Source organism: Parabacteroides sp. AM58-2XD (assembly GCF_003463685.1).
Lineage (GTDB): Bacteria > Bacteroidota > Bacteroidia > Bacteroidales > Tannerellaceae > Parabacteroides > Parabacteroides segnis.
The window spans coordinates 13,827-30,911 of sequence record NZ_QSDP01000075.1 but is presented as its reverse complement, the minus strand read 5'-3'; the positions used below and the strand labels follow the sequence as shown (position 1 = coordinate 30,911).

Here is a 17,085-nt window from a genome sequence, read left to right as displayed (position 1 = left end):
CCATTTGAATTTAGTATTTTAACTTGTTCTGTAAAACGAGAAAGTAATTGCGATATTCTAAATAAGGTTTCTTGTCTATTCATATATAAAATATTTTTAAAGGTTAGGAATTGCCAAAAACTCTATTAAAAGCGATATTATAAATTCTTAGACTTTCTTATTTCATCAGTTACCAATTCTTGTAACTTATTTTTCGGAAGCAAGTACTGATATTCGGCAACGCCAATTGGCTTGTTAACATCTTGCAGAGCCAATTCAACTTCCAAGTGGTCTTTCTCCGCGCAAAGTATGATTCCGATAGATGGATTTTCATCGGGAGCTTTTTCCAACTTATCCAACAGGGAGAGATAGAAATTCATCTTACCCACATATTCAGACTTGAACTCGCCTATCTTCAATTCAATGGCGACCATAGCACGAAGTCGGCGATGAAAAAAGAGTAAATCAACCCGATACTCTTTATCGTTACAGGTCAGTGTATGCTGATTGCCGATAAAACTGAAACCGCTACCCAATTCCATTATAAAGGTTGTGATTTTCTGAACAAGGCGACGTTCCAACTCCAACTCTTTCAATGGCTCAACAGCATCAATGAATCCGAGATTATAACTACTGCGGAATACCTCATTGGCATAATCGGCCTGCTGAGCAGGCAATGTGGAATCAAAGTTGTTGGACTTCTCTACCGTCTGTATTGAAAGATGGTATTCTGATTTAAGTGCATGGCGTAACATATCACGCGACCAACCCTTAGAAACAACTTCATTGGCATAAAACACAGTATGTTCGGGAGATAGATTGTAGCTCATCAGAAGCAGATTATGACTCCACGGCAAAACTGCGACAGCCTGTCGCAGTTTTGTATCTCCTTCATTATAACGGAGATAAAACTTCTTCATGTCCCATAGGTTTCTTGGAGATAAGCCATATCGGGATATTTAGACTTCAAATCAACCGACAATCTTTTGACAATGCCATCGCCGTGCTTGCTGTCAATTTTCTTTTCTTCCAACAACTTGCCTATCTCCCAATAGGAAGACATCGCAACAGTGTTTAACTGCTTTGCTATTTGTAATCGAGAAGTTTCGATTACTGCGACAGCCTGTCGCAGTAATTCGTTATACTCATTTTCGTTGAATGGTCTTGAAACGGTCAAATCCTTCATTGTCTTATCTCTCTATTGCTTAAACCTTATGCAAAGGTATAAAAGATTTTCGGTTGTAATGTAACCAAACAGGCTTAAATGCCTTTTGCCTATTGAATTATGATAGTATTCTGTTCATTGGGGATTCACATCCCAATGATATGAGTAGGTTGATTCCATTCTCTTTTCGCTGGCACAAACCCTCCAATACCTTTTGCCTTATCCTGCTTGCCTCGTAGGTATTCAACCTAAACGCAAGAGCAATGACCACTTCAAGGTTGTAGAATGTAGCCCAACTTTTAGGCGTATCCAAATCACATCGTTGAGTGGTTATGGGGTAAAGCGTTCCACTCTTGTATATCGCTCTAATAGCGGCTCGGAGTGTCGGGGCTATCACCCCGAACAACTTCACCAATTCCATTTCAGACATCCATACATTACCACTTGGAATATTCACTCTGCCGCTTTCACTGATTGCTATAATTGTCCGTTCCATAGTTACATTGCTATTGAGATTTCACTAAACGATTGATTAAGTCGGTTGCCGAACATTGTCAAATCCTTATCGATTTTCTCGGTGGTAATCTTGGCATACTTCTGTGTCGTGGTAATGTTCGTATGCCCCAATACTCGGCTCACACTCTCAATAGGAACACCCTTACTGAGAGCCAATGTTGCGAACCCGTGACGACTTGAATGAAATGAAATATCCTTTGAAATTCCACACTCTTTTATCATCTTTTTCAATGGTTTACAGATATTCCAATAGTTGAGATTAGGGAACACCAACTTGTCCTCTTGAAACCTCTCGTAACGTTTGATTATCTGTAATGGAATATCCAACAACTTCACTTGAAAATTGACCTTTGTTTTGTGTCGCTTGGATAAAATCCATTTCTCGCCGTTTATCTCTACAATATCATCAGTAGTCAGTTCCTTAATGTCCACGAATGACAAGGCTGTGAAACTTGCAAAAACGAACAGGTCTCGTATATAAGCCAATTTCTTATCCGCAAACTCGTGTGTCATTACAGCCTTGATCTCATCTTCGGTCAGGTATTGCCTCTACTTGATATTCTGATTTACCCGATACTTAGCAAACGGATTTCTCGGTCTCAGTCCATTGTAATGAGCCTTTGACACGATTGTTTTCAGCCACATACAATGCGACCATACACTACCGTTGTGTAGTCCTGCATCGGTAGAGAGATAGATTTCATACTCCTTGATAAAGTCGGGAGTAAGTTCAAGCATAGAAATATCACTCCGCTTGTAGCACTTCTTGATGAACGCTGCCAGATGGTTTCTTGACCTTACACGCACCTTGTAGGAACTTGCAGCACGGTCTATTCCTATACGCTTCTTGAAACTCTCGTTATCCTTATCAAATGCACCGAGCAATGTTTCATACTCCGTACCAATACCCTGATAGGCATTGCGTACCATTTCGGCAGTGACAAACGCCTCTCTATCCGAAATGCGTTGGTAGTGCTTTATGATTTGTGCCTTGATGTTATCCAAAGCCTGATTGATGTCTCTCGATTCTTTGCTCTTGCCTTTTGCTCGATTGCCCTTTGCATCCCACATTGTTTTTGCAATGGTCAGTTTGCAACTGAATTGAGCCACAGAACCGTTGATTGTTACTCGTCCCATAATCGGGACAATACCGTTTTTCTCCTTGCTCCCGTTCACGTAGAACAGCACCTTAAATGTACTTCGCATAATCCAATTCTTTTTGGTTACAAAATTAGTTATCGGCGAATTGTACATTGTTATGCAGAATGTGGCAGAGAGTAGAAATAAACTCCAACGACCTATAAACCTACCTCTCTATCGGGTAATGATTTGAAAACCGTCCGCACGCATTACCTTTCATTTCTTTGCACTTTTGCTTCGGCGAGGCTGTCATCTAAAGTCCTCATAAGTCATTGAACGCCAGTGCTGCCATCATTATTTTCCCTCATTCGTTAGATTTTTCCAGAGATATCATCTATATTTGTATATATAAATATTATAATGTCATGAAAAATACAACCGGAGTCCTATTCTTACTTGTATCATTTTTCTCACTGATATCATGCAGCAAAGACAATGACGAAGAACTTATTGAAGAAAAACAATATGAATTTAGTTCTATCATGTGGGCTTTGCAGGAAGGTGACGGAGAAGATATTTTTGAAATAAAAACACCTGAACAGGTTTTCCGTAATACAGGGAATACAACAAAAGAGATTGTTATTAATTCGTCTGAAAAAGTAGAAGAATCCTCTCAATTTTTCATTGACGAAAATATATTGCCTTATTTGCCGGAAGAAGAGATAACGATCGCTTTTCCTGATGTATTCGAATTGTTATCTTCTGAATACAAATATTTCGTTGGAGGTAGAAAAGCACCTTTCAAAAATGAAAAAACACCTCTTCCTCCAAACAGAGCAACTACAGAAACGATATCGTTAGTTCCCTCATGTGAGTTACGAAACAGCTCAACTTTTACAATGAAAAAGATAAAAGCGACATATCGAGTTCGTTTTGTTGAGAAAGATGGTATTGATAGCTATGAGAAAGAAGGCAAATGGGAAGGTGTATTTATCGTTTCTGAAAGCAGCGAAACTGTTATTAATGAAATAAAATAACCGGCTTCTTCTGTTCTATGAACAAGCATTACATTCCAATTGTTATAAATAAAAAACAATATGGAAACTTTCAAAGATATCATACATGGAGATAAACCGGTTTTGGTTGACTTCTTTGCCACTTGGTGTGGTCCCTGTAAAGTAATGAGTCCGACTGTGGAAGCGTTAGGCAAGGAACTGGTCGGTCAGGCACGTATTCTGAAAATCGATGTCGATAAAAACGAAGCTGTCGCCAACCTGTACCGGATTCAGTCCGTTCCGACTTTAATCATTTTCAAAAAGGGGGAAATAGTCTGGCGTACTTCCGGAGTAATGGAAAAAGGAGTCCTTCTGGAACAAATCAAGAAGTTTATTGACTAAAATCTTTATTCCCGGAAACTATTTCTATCTTTGTTCATAACAAACACATACGGTTATGAACAAAGAAGAATATAAAAAATATGCAGAGGAACATGAAGACTGGGCTCCCGGATGGGATGCTATCGACGAATGTTTCGAAAAACTTTATCCCGGACAAGAGCCGGAACATTTCGGCACCAACATCATTTCCAGAGCGATGATGGGTGGTGACGAGTATCTTGACGGATACAGTATCTACACCTCCCCCAACGGCTACAAACATCTTGTCACCTATGGCATGAACGAATTATATTCCAACGAAGAAGCACTGGAAAACGAATTTAGCAAATGGGGATACGAGATGACCATAAAACTACCGGTCAAAACGAGTGAAGAATGTCAATGGGCCATCAGCATGATGAGCAACCTGGCTCGCTACACCTTTACTCAGGAACGTTGGTTCGAGCCACTGCAATTCATAGCAGGTAACGGACAATCCATTAATTGGGATGTCGAATCAGCCATTACAGCCTTACTGATTGTAAATGACACAGAAGTCCCCGGCGTAAATACAATCCACGGAAAACTGGACTTTATGCAGCAGGTTGGTATCACAGAACAGGAATTACAAGCAATAAAAACCGATCCGTCAAAAGCATCGGTATTAATAGAGTTAATGAGAAAGGATAATCCAATGCTCATTACAAATCTTACTCGTACTATAAATTTCCTCTAAATATATACAAACAAAAAGGGATCGCCTTTTATTTATTAGACAATCCCTTTTTATTATAATCGCAATCTTTTTTAATTAGTTTCCTTTAGTATCTGAGTTTGGAAAATCTGAGACTTACCCCATGTTGCAGCGGTTGTATCTTTATTAAACTCTTTGATATAGTTAATACGGATATTCAACGTCTCATTTCCTGCTGCTGTTTCTCTTGACTGTAAAGTTTTAAAATGACCATTTGTTTTAAACGCATAATAAAAAGCGTTATTACCTACGACACCTTTACCATCAGCATTCTTCACAACACGCAAAAAGAAATCATAAACACGTTTTCCATCCACGGTCTGAGGCTCTTGACTTGGATTATATTGTAAAATATATTGATTATCCTGATCTGCTGCTACTTTTTCATGACTTGAACCCAAAAACATAAAGTTTTTAAGAGTAAATGAATATGGAGTCATGAACATGAGAGTTGCATCCAAAGCAGCTATCTCATTAGGCATTATATTTGCAGTATCAACACTACTTGAAAAATGTCCTTTATTATCCAATTTATTTGTGACTACAGCATTAGAAACCGTTGCATATTTATTCGAACCATTATTCGCTGGATCATCAGAACTGTAAGTACTAGTAAAATAAATACAATCATCCGGTTGATAATCTTTGAATACAGGAGAATATACAGGTGTATAATCATCTATATAAGCCACCATCCTAAAATCATCCGAATAATCTATAACTCCAAAACCGTTTAAACTACTCTCATTATTACCATCCAAACAAGAGGTCAACAAAATAGTTGCTGCGGCAACCACGCCTAAAGATTTTAGCTTCTTCATTTTCTGTCTTTTAATTTTTATGTTATTAGTATTTGTTTCTTATTAAAAGCCAAACCGGAAACCGGCCTGCAGATTTACATTAAATGGTTTTTCGGAACGGACAGTTTCGATCGAACTGCCATTATCGAAATAATAATCAGCCCCTACTTCCGCATAAAGACTTACAAAACGAAGCAAAGGATAGCTTACACCGGCACGGGCATTCACCGACCAGAACCATTCTTTCATACGAATATGATCAGCTTCCTTTTCATATAATTCATTATGCATGTATTTTTTCGTAACCAATTTACCCGCCACATTCACTTCTGTCATGACTCCCGCTGCCGCATAAACCTGGAAACGTTTCCATTCAGCTATTCTATATGTCAAAGACAACGGAATACCTATAAAATGAAGTTTCTGACTCGTTTTATTATGGTATGCATCGGATGTTTCCCACGAAGAAGACAATAACGAATAATTTAAACCGGTTACTAAAGCAAACCGGTTATTTAAAGAATAACTCACTGACATCCCCAAAGAAACCGGTGTCTTATGTTTTACATTTGTCTTTCGCGCTGAATTCTCAAAATTAGCAGAATTCAAAAACAATAACTCCTGATCCGTAAGCGATGTATTCTTCAAAGCATATGTATTCAGTGAATTACTTGTTCCGGCAGTTACACTTCCGCCTCCCATGCCAAATCCCCATCTGCGTGGAGATACTTCTTTATCTTTCTTACCGACAGGAGCCGCATCCGCTATCAACGAACGGGTATCATCAGCAGAACCCACTTCCGGATAATCCTGCGCAACTTCTTCTGTTTCAACAACAGCAGTATTATCCGGTAGTGTTATAACTTCTGCATTCTCCTCCATATCATCATCTGAAGAAATAACGGCAGGTTCATTTTCAGCAACCTTTACAGTCGCCTTATATGTTGCCTGCATCACCGGCTGTTGCACTGCTGCAACCGGTGATGCAGTAATTCTTTCCTCGACAGGCTGTACCTGAGTAACAGACGCTTCCGTCTCTTTTGCCAGTTCCGTCTCTATTTTCTTTGTTTCCTGTTCGATCTTTTCAGCCAAAGGAGTCGCTTCCTTCTCTGACTTGAATAAATAAACGCCACTTGTTATCATCAACAGCGAAACTACGGCTGCCGCAGCCCAGTAGCGTAATGTCCGGCGGAAAGGTACCGGCGCTTTTACCGGCAAACGATCGGCTATGGCCTCCCAGTCCCCCGGCATTGTATCCACCTCAAAATCCTGCAATTTCGAGCGGAACAAATCATCAAATGTATCTCTTTCCTTTTCCATTCTTTCCTCTTAATACAATGCGTTAATCCTCTTTTGTAACATCTGTTTGGCGCGCGTAAACTGTGAACGTGACGTACTCTCCGTTATATTCAACATGTCGCTGATCTCCTTATGCGAATACCCTTCAATTGCGAACAGGTTGAATACCGTACGGAAACCGGCAGGTAACTCCTGTACCAGCTGCATCAGTTCAGCCGCCGACATATTGGAGATAGCCGAAGCATCCGGTTGGATCAGCTCCGCCGTATTATCCAGATCAGTCGATTCGCGCAGCACATCTGATTTACGCAAATATTCCAATGCACAATTTACAAAGATCTTTCGCATCCACCCCTCGAATGAGCCAATTCCCGAATAGGAGTCCATACTGGTAAAAACTTTAACGAATCCATCCTGCAGCAAATCACGAGCAGTCTCCCTGTCGTTCACATAACGCAGACAAACTCCCATCATTTTGCGGGAATACCTCTCGTAAAGCTCTTTCTGAGCCAGCCTGTCTCCCTTCCTACAACCATTTATCAGTTGTGTCTCATCCATTCAGTGTGTGCCTTCTCACCTCTTACGAGGCCGTACAAATATTATGATGTTATTCTCGTGCAAAACGCTGCATGTTTTACGAACTTTTTTTCATAAAAGAGGCGGACACATAGATCCGCCCCCTACAGGTATGCTTTGCAAAGATAAGATGTTCTAACGAATTTCCGTGTTAACGGATATAGACTGCTTACTTTTTTTTCGCAGGATCGACAGGGCATCCGGCTCCATCGTCTACAGGCACAGCCTCCATCCCGATCTTTTTAAAGGCTGATGCCAGTTTGGTTTTCGAGGTTTTATCCGGTTTGTAAGTGACAACTACCGTACGGGTAGTCAGGTCACATTTCATATCGGTCACTCCTTTTTCGAATGAGATATTCTTTTCTACTTTTTTCTGGCAATTGGCACATTCCATCCCTTCAACGAAGAAAGTAACGGTGTCTTTTTTCTTTTTTGCATCCTGTGCATAAACCGTAGAAAGAGTAAAAACGGCACAAATCAATGCTACTACTAACTGTTTCATAATGTATCTGTATTAATTGGTAAATATTATCTGTTATTTAATCACGGCTGATGTTGAAACGCAGGCCGGCATATATCTTCCGTCCGTGAACCGGTCCCCAGACCATCGAACCGTCAAAATTGTCTCCCCGCGGATTTTCCGCATCTATGATCGGATGAGATTGCTTATAGTCAAACAAGTTCTCCGCGCCGACATAGACGGACCATCTGCGAAAATACTTTGTAATTTGCGCATTCACAACTGTATAAGCATTAAAATTAGGCTTCCACAGCGGATTTGTCGCATCCGGTGTCGGCATCCGGCCTCCTCCGTTGAACTGTCCGGTCAAATCGAACTGCCATTTCTTCAGCGGGGTTTGATAAGATGCGGTTGCCAATGCTTTATAATCACTTACCAACGGTTTCTTCAAGCGCTGTGTCACACCCTCTGCATTCCGGTAATCGGTTTTAGCATCCGTATAACGGTAGGCGGCAGTCAGTGTAAACCCACGGAAGAAAGGATAGGTCGCTTCCACCTGGAAACTGTTTGAATAGGATTTACCGTCCAGATTATAAAAACTGACGGCATGGGCATCGCTATCCATATCGACAACTACCTGCTTCAGGAAGTTGGTATAATACCATTCGCCGGTCAGCGTCAGTTCTTTTCCAAACAGAGGAATGTAGAATGACAAATTAACGCCAGTGTTCCAGGCTTCTTCCTGATCCAGATTATCCGCAATATTCATTTTACGGCTACTGGATAACAGGAAATTGTTTTCTGCAAGAATATTAGCCGTACGGAACCCCTTACCGGCAGAAGCACGGACATGAAACCAGTCGAACGGATTATATTTAATATGTACGCGAGGCGTAACAAAGAAATCGTACAAAGAACTGTAATCTGCCCTGATGCCGCCTAATAGTATAAGCTTATCATTCAGGTTGTAAGTATATTGTACATAGGCACCCGGAACAACTTCCGTACGGTCGAACACTTTACGCACATCATTCTGCAACAGGTTCTCGTTAAAACCATCGTAGTTCATGCTCAAACCGGTACTCAGGCTATGGGCCGGAGAAAATTCCTTTTCATAGAGCAGGCTCGCATAGACATTGTTCTGATATACATTATAAGGAGTACGGTCATACATGGACTTTTGTTCATGATAAGAACCGGACAGGATCAAGGCTACGCTCTCCACCTTTTCCTTATCAATGATATAAGCCTGTTTGGTATATAACTCCGCCCGGTTCGTATTCAACTGCACACGATACGGATCCGTAAAATCATGATGTTTGGTGGCCTGCCCTCCGTACGGCTTTCGTGCAGATAACGAACTCCATACTGGGCTACATAGTTATCCAGTTTGTGATACCAGCGGTTCATCAGGTTGACCTGTTCTCTTAAAGGTGTATCCAGAAAACCGTCATCATTACCGTCATGCTGTTTCTTATCATTCGAATAATGCACTAATAAACCGGTCGAAACCTTATCATTGATATGCCAGGAAGCATCCGCATTTCCTTCGTACCGTCCGGCATCACTACCGAACAGGTTTACAGAAAAAATATCAGCCGTAGGCGGTTTCTTAAATTCAACATTGATCTGCCCGGCTAATGCCTCATATCCGTTCTTTACGGAAGAGGTTCCTTTGGAGACCTGGATACTTTCCATCCAGGCACCCGGAACATAATCCAAGCCGTATAAGGAAGCTGCTCCACGGAAATTCGGATAGTTTTCCGTCAGCATCTGCACATATGTTCCGGCCAATCCCAACAGCTTAATCTGGCGAGCTCCGGTTGCTGCATCGGCATAAGACACATCCACAGAAGGATTTGTCTCAAAACTTTCCGCCAGATTACAACAGGCAGCACGGCAAAGTTCATCATAGGTGATCTTCTGAGTTTGCAACACACTGGTACGCGAAGCGATTGTTCCTATTTTACGCTCGCTGATCACGACTTCCTCTAAGGCTACTTCGCCTTTCAGCTTTATAACCAGAGGTTCATCTGTATTCGTTACCGGCATGACAAACGTTTCATAACCGATATAACTTACAACCAGTTTGTTTGTACTTTTTCTTGTTTTCAGTTCAAATGCGCCGTCTACATCGGTAGTCGTGCCTTGTTGGGTCCCTTCCCAATAAACATTCGCCCCGATGATCGGCTGGTTGTTATCATCAAACACATGCCCTTTTACTTCCTCCGCCTGGGCAAAAACTGCGCAGAAAGTCAATATTATAATAAGATAGAGTTGTTTCAACATTACTTTATATTTTGATTCAGTAGATTTTCCGGTAAAACCGGAATTGGGGGTTTCTATTATTATCAGATTTGAGCTAATGATAGTGACTGGTTGTAACTCGCTCCCCTCTTGAGAGGGGGAAGGGGGTGTGTCATATCCTCTCCCATATAACCACCACAATCAGAGCTACTTGGCTATTACAGGTTCATTTGCCGTCTGCTTCAGCTGACGGTTTAAATGCTGTTTCTCTTTTTTGGCTTCAGCCACATTTCTCTTAGATAGAAACCTGTAAGAAATGGGACTAAAGTCCAATGAGATAGATTCTTTACTAATCCGTCAGCTGAAGCAGACGGCAAATGAACCTGTAACAAAGCCTGTTTTATAGACTGGCTTTAACACACCCCCTACCCCCTCTCAAGAGGGGAGCGAGTTACAACCAGTCACTATAATTAGCTCAATTCTTTCTAATAAAGACTGACTAAATCAAAAGTGCAGTCAATAAATTCAAATAAATACGGGGACAGACAATGGGTGGTCCATCCTGATTCTGTGCTATAAATTCTTTTATGGAAGGAACCGGCACGAGTGAGGCTAAGGAAGAGCCAAACGACAAGAGGTCGACCACTACCGGCTGTAATTCTACAATGGGGTTATTAAAACTGCTCCAGTCAAAACTGATGCGTTCCAGGTCACAACAGTCATCTTCACAGCAGCCGGAAGAACATACAGGTGCTTCTGCCGCCTCATCACAACAGCCATGACCATGCACTTCACAGCAATTATCATTCAATAAAACTGCAACACCTTCCGTACGGCAATCGCCACAACAGTAGGTAATAAAGTTCACTCCGGCCCCTCCATAAAAAATAAGAGACGCCAGAAAAACGATAAACAAATATGTTACAGCTTTTTTCATTCAGCACAAAGATAGTGCTTTCGTAAATCCGCTCCTAATCGTTAATATTATTTAGGAAATCTGGAAAGGTAATAATACGTTTCCGGAGACGGCTGGCTCTCTATATGATAGCGGGTAGAGGCCGAGACACTGAAACTATATCCTCTTTCTTCATTCGGGCCGACAGGCAGGTACAGAACCGTATCCCTTATCCCTGTCGCCAGCATACATTTGGCTGCTGCCGTATCGATCGAATCCGTCAATGAATAATAAACCGTATAGGTTAAATCCTCTTTTTCTTCCGACGGCTTCTGCCAGGACAATTTCAATTCATCCCCTTCCCGGTCCACACGAATTTCACCCGGAGCAACAGGGACACGGTCATTCAGCCAGGTCAGCGGAAATAGCTGAGCAGGATATTTATAATAATTATCTTTCAGTTCATTATACAGTCCTTTTGTATTATCCAGAACATTCTCACAACGGAAAAAAGTAGCACCGGCACCACCATAATAACGACTATAATCTATCTGGTCTGTGATATCATTTACCGTCCAGTCCGCCTCCGACTTATCCATCCGGTAAGCACCCAAACCAGGAACAACCAAACGTCCGTTACAATTTTCCACCCAGTTATCCACAAAGGGGAAAAAGTTATCATGCAGGTAATACATCATCGGAACAATCATATCCTGTTTTCCTTTCTCCATCCACATTTTAGGGTCCTGGAAAACACTTTCGTACGCCGTCCATCCGGCATTAGGAACCCGTTCGATACGGTTATATTTACCCAACGGCGAACTGCTGACCTGAACCCAGGGTTTTGCCAGTTTCACCCAGTCATAAATACGGTATACCATTTTATTGATATTCTCACGCCGCCAATCCGCCAGACGGGTAGACTTGCCATACTTCTGATGAACCGCTTTATCCGGAAACGTCTTTGCCTGCTCCGGATAACGGATATAATCGAACTGGATACCATCGATATCATATCCGTTTACCAATTCTTTCACCAGCGACAAAATATAATCGGCAGTCTCCGGCACCCCCGGATCAAGATACCATTCGCCATTATGACGCTTGCACAGTTTGGGTTTGCGCTTCACAACGGACAGTTTTCCCTGTTCCTTCACAGCCTTATCCATACCAACAGGAAATGTCACAAACCAGGCATGGCATTCCATCCCCCGTTTGTGACATTCTTCTATTGCAAATGCCAGCGGATCATATCCGGGCATCGTTCCGTATTTTCCTGAGAAAGTTTTGGAAGCAGGCTCAATAGACGAACGATAAATAACGTCACCCCTCAGACGAACCTGCAAAAACACTGTATTGAAATTAGCATCAGCCAACTTATCCAGCATAGAACATAATTCCTGTTGCTGTGCTTTTCTCCCCGCTTCCGTTGTAGCCGGCTTCTTCGGCCAATCGAGACCATAGATGGTAGTCAGCCAAACCGCACGGATTTCGTGCTTAGGAGATTCAACCGCTCCAATCGCTTGAAGCAGGAAAAAGACCAGAAATAACAGGCAATACTTTCTCATTTCCACTTATTTATTGAGTGGCGCAAAGGTACTACTTTTTCGTTATTTTCCAATTTCGGACAAGTAGCGCTCTGCTTCTATAGCGGCCTGGCAACCAGTTCCGGCAGCCGTAATCGCCTGGCGGTAATGCGGATCAGCCACATCGCCCGCTGCAAAAACTCCCGGAACTTTCGTGCGTGGCGTACCGGGTACGGTTTTGATATATCCCACTTCATCCGTATCGATCCACGGTTTGAAAATATCGGAATTCGGCTTATGTCCGATAGCCAGGAAGAAACCGTCAATAGCGATATCCACCTTTTCTTCATCCGATTCGCCCATGCGTTTTACCAGATGGGCACCTTCCACCCCGTTCTCACCAAACAGACCAATTGTATTATGTTCAAACAATACCATAATATTCGGCGTGTTAAATACACGTTCCTGCATAACTTTCGAAGCACGCAGAAAAGGCTTACGGACAATCAGATAAACCTGTTTTGCCAGTCCGGCCAGATAGATAGCCTCTTCACAAGCCGTATCACCGCCACCGACAACAGCCACCACCTTCTTGCGATAGAAGAAACCATCACAGGTTGCACAGGCAGATACACCCATTCCTGCATATTTATTCTCATCAGGAATACCCAGGTATTTAGCTGTTGCCCCGGTTGCAATAATTACTGTTTCCGCTTCAATAACCTTTTCCCCGTCAATCGTAATTTTGTATGGAGCAGCCGAAAGGTCTGTTTCCGTTGCAATACCAAAACGAATATCTGCACCGAAACGAAGCGCCTGCTGTTTCAGGTCTTCCATCAGTTCCGGACCGGTGATTCCTTCGGGATATCCCGGAAAATTTTCCACTTCTGTTGTTGTTGTAAGCTGACCGCCCGGCTGAATACCTTCATACAATACCGGAGACAAGTTTGCACGGGAAGCATAGATTGCTGCTGTATATCCTGCAGGACCGGAACCTATAATAAGGCAACGAACCTTTTCATTTATTGAATCGCTCATACTTTTTATGTTAATTGAATATTGATAATTGGCTGTTATTTCATCGCTTCTATTTTACCGGAGGTCTATCACCTCTGCATCCGGATATTCGCTTTCTTTAAAAACAAAAAAGTCATCCGGTTGGTTTATCCCTGTCTTCAATTGGCTGATATGAATCGTGTTACTGACTCCGTTCTTCGCTTCGATCCTGATCGATGCAGGGAAATTGGAGAACTTCTCGATTTGCAACACGACTTTGATGATATCGCCTTTTTTCTTCGGTGTCAGTTCGATATCATAAGATGTTTTTCCGTTCGACGCAGTGCTTTCCCCGATATACTTAGGAGTAAACCCTTTCTTATATACACGTAACAACAAAGCCGGATTGGTAAATTGCAATTCCTCTCCGCTCGGCGTGCTTACATTCACCTCATCATTCCGTTCCACATAAGTCCACTGGGTAGTCCCGTCGAACCAGGTAATCATGTCGGGAGTGACCAACGTAAATTTATCACCCTTCATATTGATCGTCCCTTCAAAACTTTCCGAGACTTTCTGTACATCCGAACGGGTATTCAGTTCAAAAGAGGCTGTAATACCATTCGAGTTTTCGTAAGCAGAAGCTGCTTTATCGAGGATAGATACCGGATTCTGAGCCTGGCTTATCACTCTTGTTCCAAAAAGAAGGCACAACAGAAATCCCACAAACGCGATTCCCCGCCATATTCTTATTTTTCTCTCTCTTTCCATAAACTACATTTACTAAAGGACATATTATTTCAGAGAATTCAGTAACTGTTCCAGATTATACTCATCCTGAATCAGGACCTGACGGGCCTTACTACCCTCAAACGGTCCGACGATTCCGGCAGCCTCCAACTGGTCCATCAAACGACCGGCACGGTTATAACCGATGGCAAACTTACGCTGGATCAGAGATGTTGAACCTTGCTGCTGAATCACAATCAGACGGGCAGCTTCATCAAACAACGGATCACGGTCTGACAGATCCACTGATCCCGGAGCCTTATCTTCACCCCCTTCACCTACATATTCAGGCAACAGGAAAGCTGTCGGATAACCGGCCTGACCGGAGATAAAATTGACGATTTGTTCCACTTCCGGAGTATCGACAAACGCACATTGCACACGATTTGTATCGCCACCCTGTGAGAACAGCAAGTCACCACGACCGATCAACTGATTGGCACCCGGTGCATCCAGAATCGTACGCGAATCGACCATCTGCATCACGCGGAATGCCATACGGGCCGGGAAGTTTGCCTTGATAATACCGGTAATGATATTAGTAGACGGACGCTGCGTTGCAATGATCATATGGATACCGACGGCACGTGCTTTCTGGGCAATACGAGCGATCGGTGTTTCAATCTCCTTACCGGCCTGCATGATCAAATCACCGAACTCGTCGATGATCACCACGATAAACGGCATAAATTTATGTCCCTTCTCCGGATTCAGATGGCGGGAAATAAATTTGGCATTATATTCCTTGATATTACGCACATGCGCTTTCATAAGCAATTCATAACGGTCATCCATTTCCTTACAAACGGAATTCAGCGTCATAATAACCTTTGTACAGTCCGTAATTACCGCTTTGTCCGCATCCGGCAATTTCGCCAGATAATGACGTTCCAGATCGGAATAGATACCAAACTCTACCATCTTCGGGTCGACCATGACAAACTTCAGTTCCGACGGATGCTTCCTATACAATAAAGAAGTAATCACGGCATTCAACCCGACGGACTTACCTTGCCCGGTAGCACCGGCCACCAGCAAGTGAGGCATCTTGCAAAGGTCGAACATAAAGATTTCATTCGTAATCGTCTTACCCAGCACAACCGGCAGGTCATATTTCGATTCCTGGAATTTACGTGAAGCAACAACCGACTGCATGGATACGATCTGCGGATCCTTATTCGGCACCTCGATACCGATCGTACCTTTACCCGGCATCGGGGCTATGATACGGATACCCAAAGCCGACAGGTTCAGGGCAATATCGTCTTCCAGATTCTTAATTTTTGAAATACGGACCCCGGTATCGGGAATCACTTCATATAAGGTAATAGTCGGACCGACGGTTGCTTTGATAGAAGCAATGCTGATACCGAAACTTTCCAGCGTCTGCTTAATACGTTTCTGGTTAGCCATCTGTTCTTCCATATCGACCTGGTGGTCGCTTACATCATATTTTTTCAGCAATTCGATCGGTGGATTACGGAAGTTAGACAAGTCTAGTTTCGGATCGTATTCACCTAATGAAGAAGCATCATACACCTCATCGTCTCCTGCCGGGACTTCCACCGTAAAACGAGGATCTCCAGGAAGATCTTCCGGCTCATCAGGCTGATTTTCCGCATTCGGAGCATCATACACTTCCTCTTCCTGCGGCACTGTCACTTCAAAAGCATCATCATGGGAGATCGTTGAATAAACCTCTGTCTTCTTCCGGCTCTCTTCCTTGCGGGCTGTTTCTATCTCTTTTTCAGTATCGAAAACAAATTCTTCTGTTTCCGGGCGTTCGTCCGGCTGGTCTGTCACTACCTGATCTGCTACCTCTTCCTCTTCCTCATCATCTTCATTGATATCCTCTTCTTCCGATACTTCTTTTTTCTCCCTCTTCAAACGGTTCTTCAACCATCCGAAAGAAAGGATACTTTGCAGAAACGGTATCGTCCGTTTACTGGAGAATATGGCGATGATCAGAAACACCCCCGCCAACAACAGTATCGTTCCGGGAATACCGACATTCGTGATCATCATCTCCGACAGGTAATATCCGTGCTGTCCTCCCAGATAAATGAATGTATCTTCATATCCGCTGATAAAGACAAAGGCAAAAAACATAGATCCCCAAATCAGCATGGCTGCACAAAACAAAAACCGTTTCAACAGCGATACCCGCCGCAGGTTCATCAATTTAGCTCCTACCGACCCCAGGAAAAACAGGATCATAAAAGAAGATATCCCAAACCATCGGTTCATCAGCAGGTCTGCCAGGACAGCTCCCCGCACTCCCGTCCAGTTCTCTACAGAACCTCTGTTGGTCAGCAAGTCTGCCAACGGAACGTTTTCTATCTTACTCTGATCGGCCCCTCCCGTAAAAAAGAAAGAAATAAGAGCCAATCCTATATAAATGGTAACAATAGCTATCACCAACCCTGTAATGAAACGGGTACGTTCATTGGTGAAAAACATTTTCATCATTGCGAACTTACCCGGTTCGTTATTATTATTTTGTTTTGTTGTAGTTGCTTTCTTTGCCATATAAATCCTCGTATATATTTTAAGTAAAGAGAGATTTATCCCCCTCTCCTTATTTTATAACATGCAAATATACGGGATTTCTCCAAACTGCCACACAA

General features: G+C 42.6%; 13 protein-coding genes and 3 pseudogenes. 3 read left to right on the top strand and 13 right to left on the bottom strand.

Going from position 1 to position 17,085, the window contains the following annotated elements; genetic code table 11:
- Positions 1-137: 137 nt before the first annotated feature.
- The 3 genes and pseudogenes from DXA15_RS17040 to DXA15_RS17030 form a co-directional block, all read right to left on the bottom strand.
- Positions 138-1,165 (bottom strand): annotated as a pseudogene (locus DXA15_RS17040) (YhcG family protein).
- Positions 1,166-1,262: 97 nt separating this feature from the next.
- Positions 1,263-1,640 (bottom strand): hypothetical protein, encoded by a 378-nt coding sequence (locus DXA15_RS17035; protein ID WP_128134810.1) that lies wholly within the window; start codon positions 1,638-1,640, stop codon positions 1,263-1,265.
- A 2-nt stretch (positions 1,641-1,642) separates the two neighbouring features.
- Positions 1,643-2,869 (bottom strand): annotated as a pseudogene (locus DXA15_RS17030) (site-specific integrase).
- 296 nt (positions 2,870-3,165) lie between these two features.
- Between DXA15_RS17030 and DXA15_RS17025 the strand changes: the two are divergent.
- The 3 genes from DXA15_RS17025 to DXA15_RS17015 are packed head-to-tail and all read left to right on the top strand — an operon-like array spanning position 3,166 to position 4,852.
- On the top strand, positions 3,166-3,777 hold the full coding sequence (locus tag DXA15_RS17025; RefSeq protein WP_128134809.1) for a hypothetical protein: 612 nt from the start codon (positions 3,166-3,168) through the stop codon (positions 3,775-3,777).
- A 60-nt stretch (positions 3,778-3,837) separates the two neighbouring features.
- Positions 3,838-4,137 carry a thioredoxin gene (gene trxA, locus DXA15_RS17020; RefSeq protein ID WP_010802318.1) on the top strand — a complete coding sequence of 100 codons (300 nt, stop codon included), beginning with the start codon at positions 3,838-3,840 and terminating at the stop codon, positions 4,135-4,137.
- Between the two features lie 55 nt (positions 4,138-4,192).
- On the top strand, positions 4,193-4,852 hold the full coding sequence (locus DXA15_RS17015; RefSeq protein WP_010802317.1) for a suppressor of fused domain protein: 660 nt from the start codon (positions 4,193-4,195) through the stop codon (positions 4,850-4,852).
- A 71-nt stretch (positions 4,853-4,923) separates the two neighbouring features.
- Here DXA15_RS17015 and DXA15_RS17010 read toward each other — a convergent pair whose 3' ends face one another.
- The 10 genes and pseudogenes from DXA15_RS17010 to DXA15_RS16965 all read right to left on the bottom strand — a co-directional run bounded on the left by DXA15_RS17010 (position 4,924) and on the right by DXA15_RS16965 (position 16,987).
- Entirely contained in the window at positions 4,924-5,691 is a 768-nt protein-coding gene (locus tag DXA15_RS17010; RefSeq protein WP_007657423.1) for a hypothetical protein, read from the bottom strand.
- A gap of 42 nt (positions 5,692-5,733) precedes the next feature.
- On the bottom strand, positions 5,734-6,990 hold the full coding sequence (locus DXA15_RS17005) for a porin family protein (RefSeq protein ID WP_010802316.1): 1,257 nt from the start codon (positions 6,988-6,990) through the stop codon (positions 5,734-5,736).
- Between the two features lie 9 nt (positions 6,991-6,999).
- Entirely contained in the window at positions 7,000-7,527 is a 528-nt protein-coding gene (locus DXA15_RS17000; protein ID WP_007657421.1) for an RNA polymerase sigma factor, read from the bottom strand.
- Between the two features lie 187 nt (positions 7,528-7,714).
- The gene (locus DXA15_RS16995) at positions 7,715-8,047 is read right to left on the bottom strand and encodes a cation transporter (protein ID WP_007657419.1); all 333 of its coding nucleotides are present in this window, start codon (positions 8,045-8,047) and stop codon (positions 7,715-7,717) included.
- 37 nt (positions 8,048-8,084) lie between these two features.
- Positions 8,085-10,294 (bottom strand): annotated as a pseudogene (locus DXA15_RS16990) (TonB-dependent receptor).
- A gap of 457 nt (positions 10,295-10,751) precedes the next feature.
- Positions 10,752-11,189: a hypothetical protein gene (locus tag DXA15_RS16985; protein ID WP_007657415.1), complete on the bottom strand. Its 438-nt coding sequence runs from the start codon at positions 11,187-11,189 to the stop codon at positions 10,752-10,754.
- A gap of 47 nt (positions 11,190-11,236) precedes the next feature.
- Positions 11,237-12,715, bottom strand: a complete 1,479-nt coding sequence (locus DXA15_RS16980) for a glycoside hydrolase family 10 protein (RefSeq protein WP_122327186.1) — start codon at positions 12,713-12,715, stop codon at positions 11,237-11,239.
- A 42-nt stretch (positions 12,716-12,757) separates the two neighbouring features.
- On the bottom strand, positions 12,758-13,711 hold the full coding sequence (trxB, locus tag DXA15_RS16975; protein WP_007657412.1) for a thioredoxin-disulfide reductase: 954 nt from the start codon (positions 13,709-13,711) through the stop codon (positions 12,758-12,760).
- Positions 13,712-13,765: 54 nt separating this feature from the next.
- Positions 13,766-14,440, bottom strand: coding sequence for a LolA-like putative outer membrane lipoprotein chaperone (locus DXA15_RS16970; RefSeq protein ID WP_128134808.1), 675 nt, complete (start codon positions 14,438-14,440; stop codon positions 13,766-13,768).
- A 24-nt stretch (positions 14,441-14,464) separates the two neighbouring features.
- Positions 14,465-16,987, bottom strand: a complete 2,523-nt coding sequence (locus tag DXA15_RS16965) for a DNA translocase FtsK (RefSeq protein ID WP_128134807.1) — start codon at positions 16,985-16,987, stop codon at positions 14,465-14,467.
- Positions 16,988-17,085 lie beyond the last annotated feature (98 nt).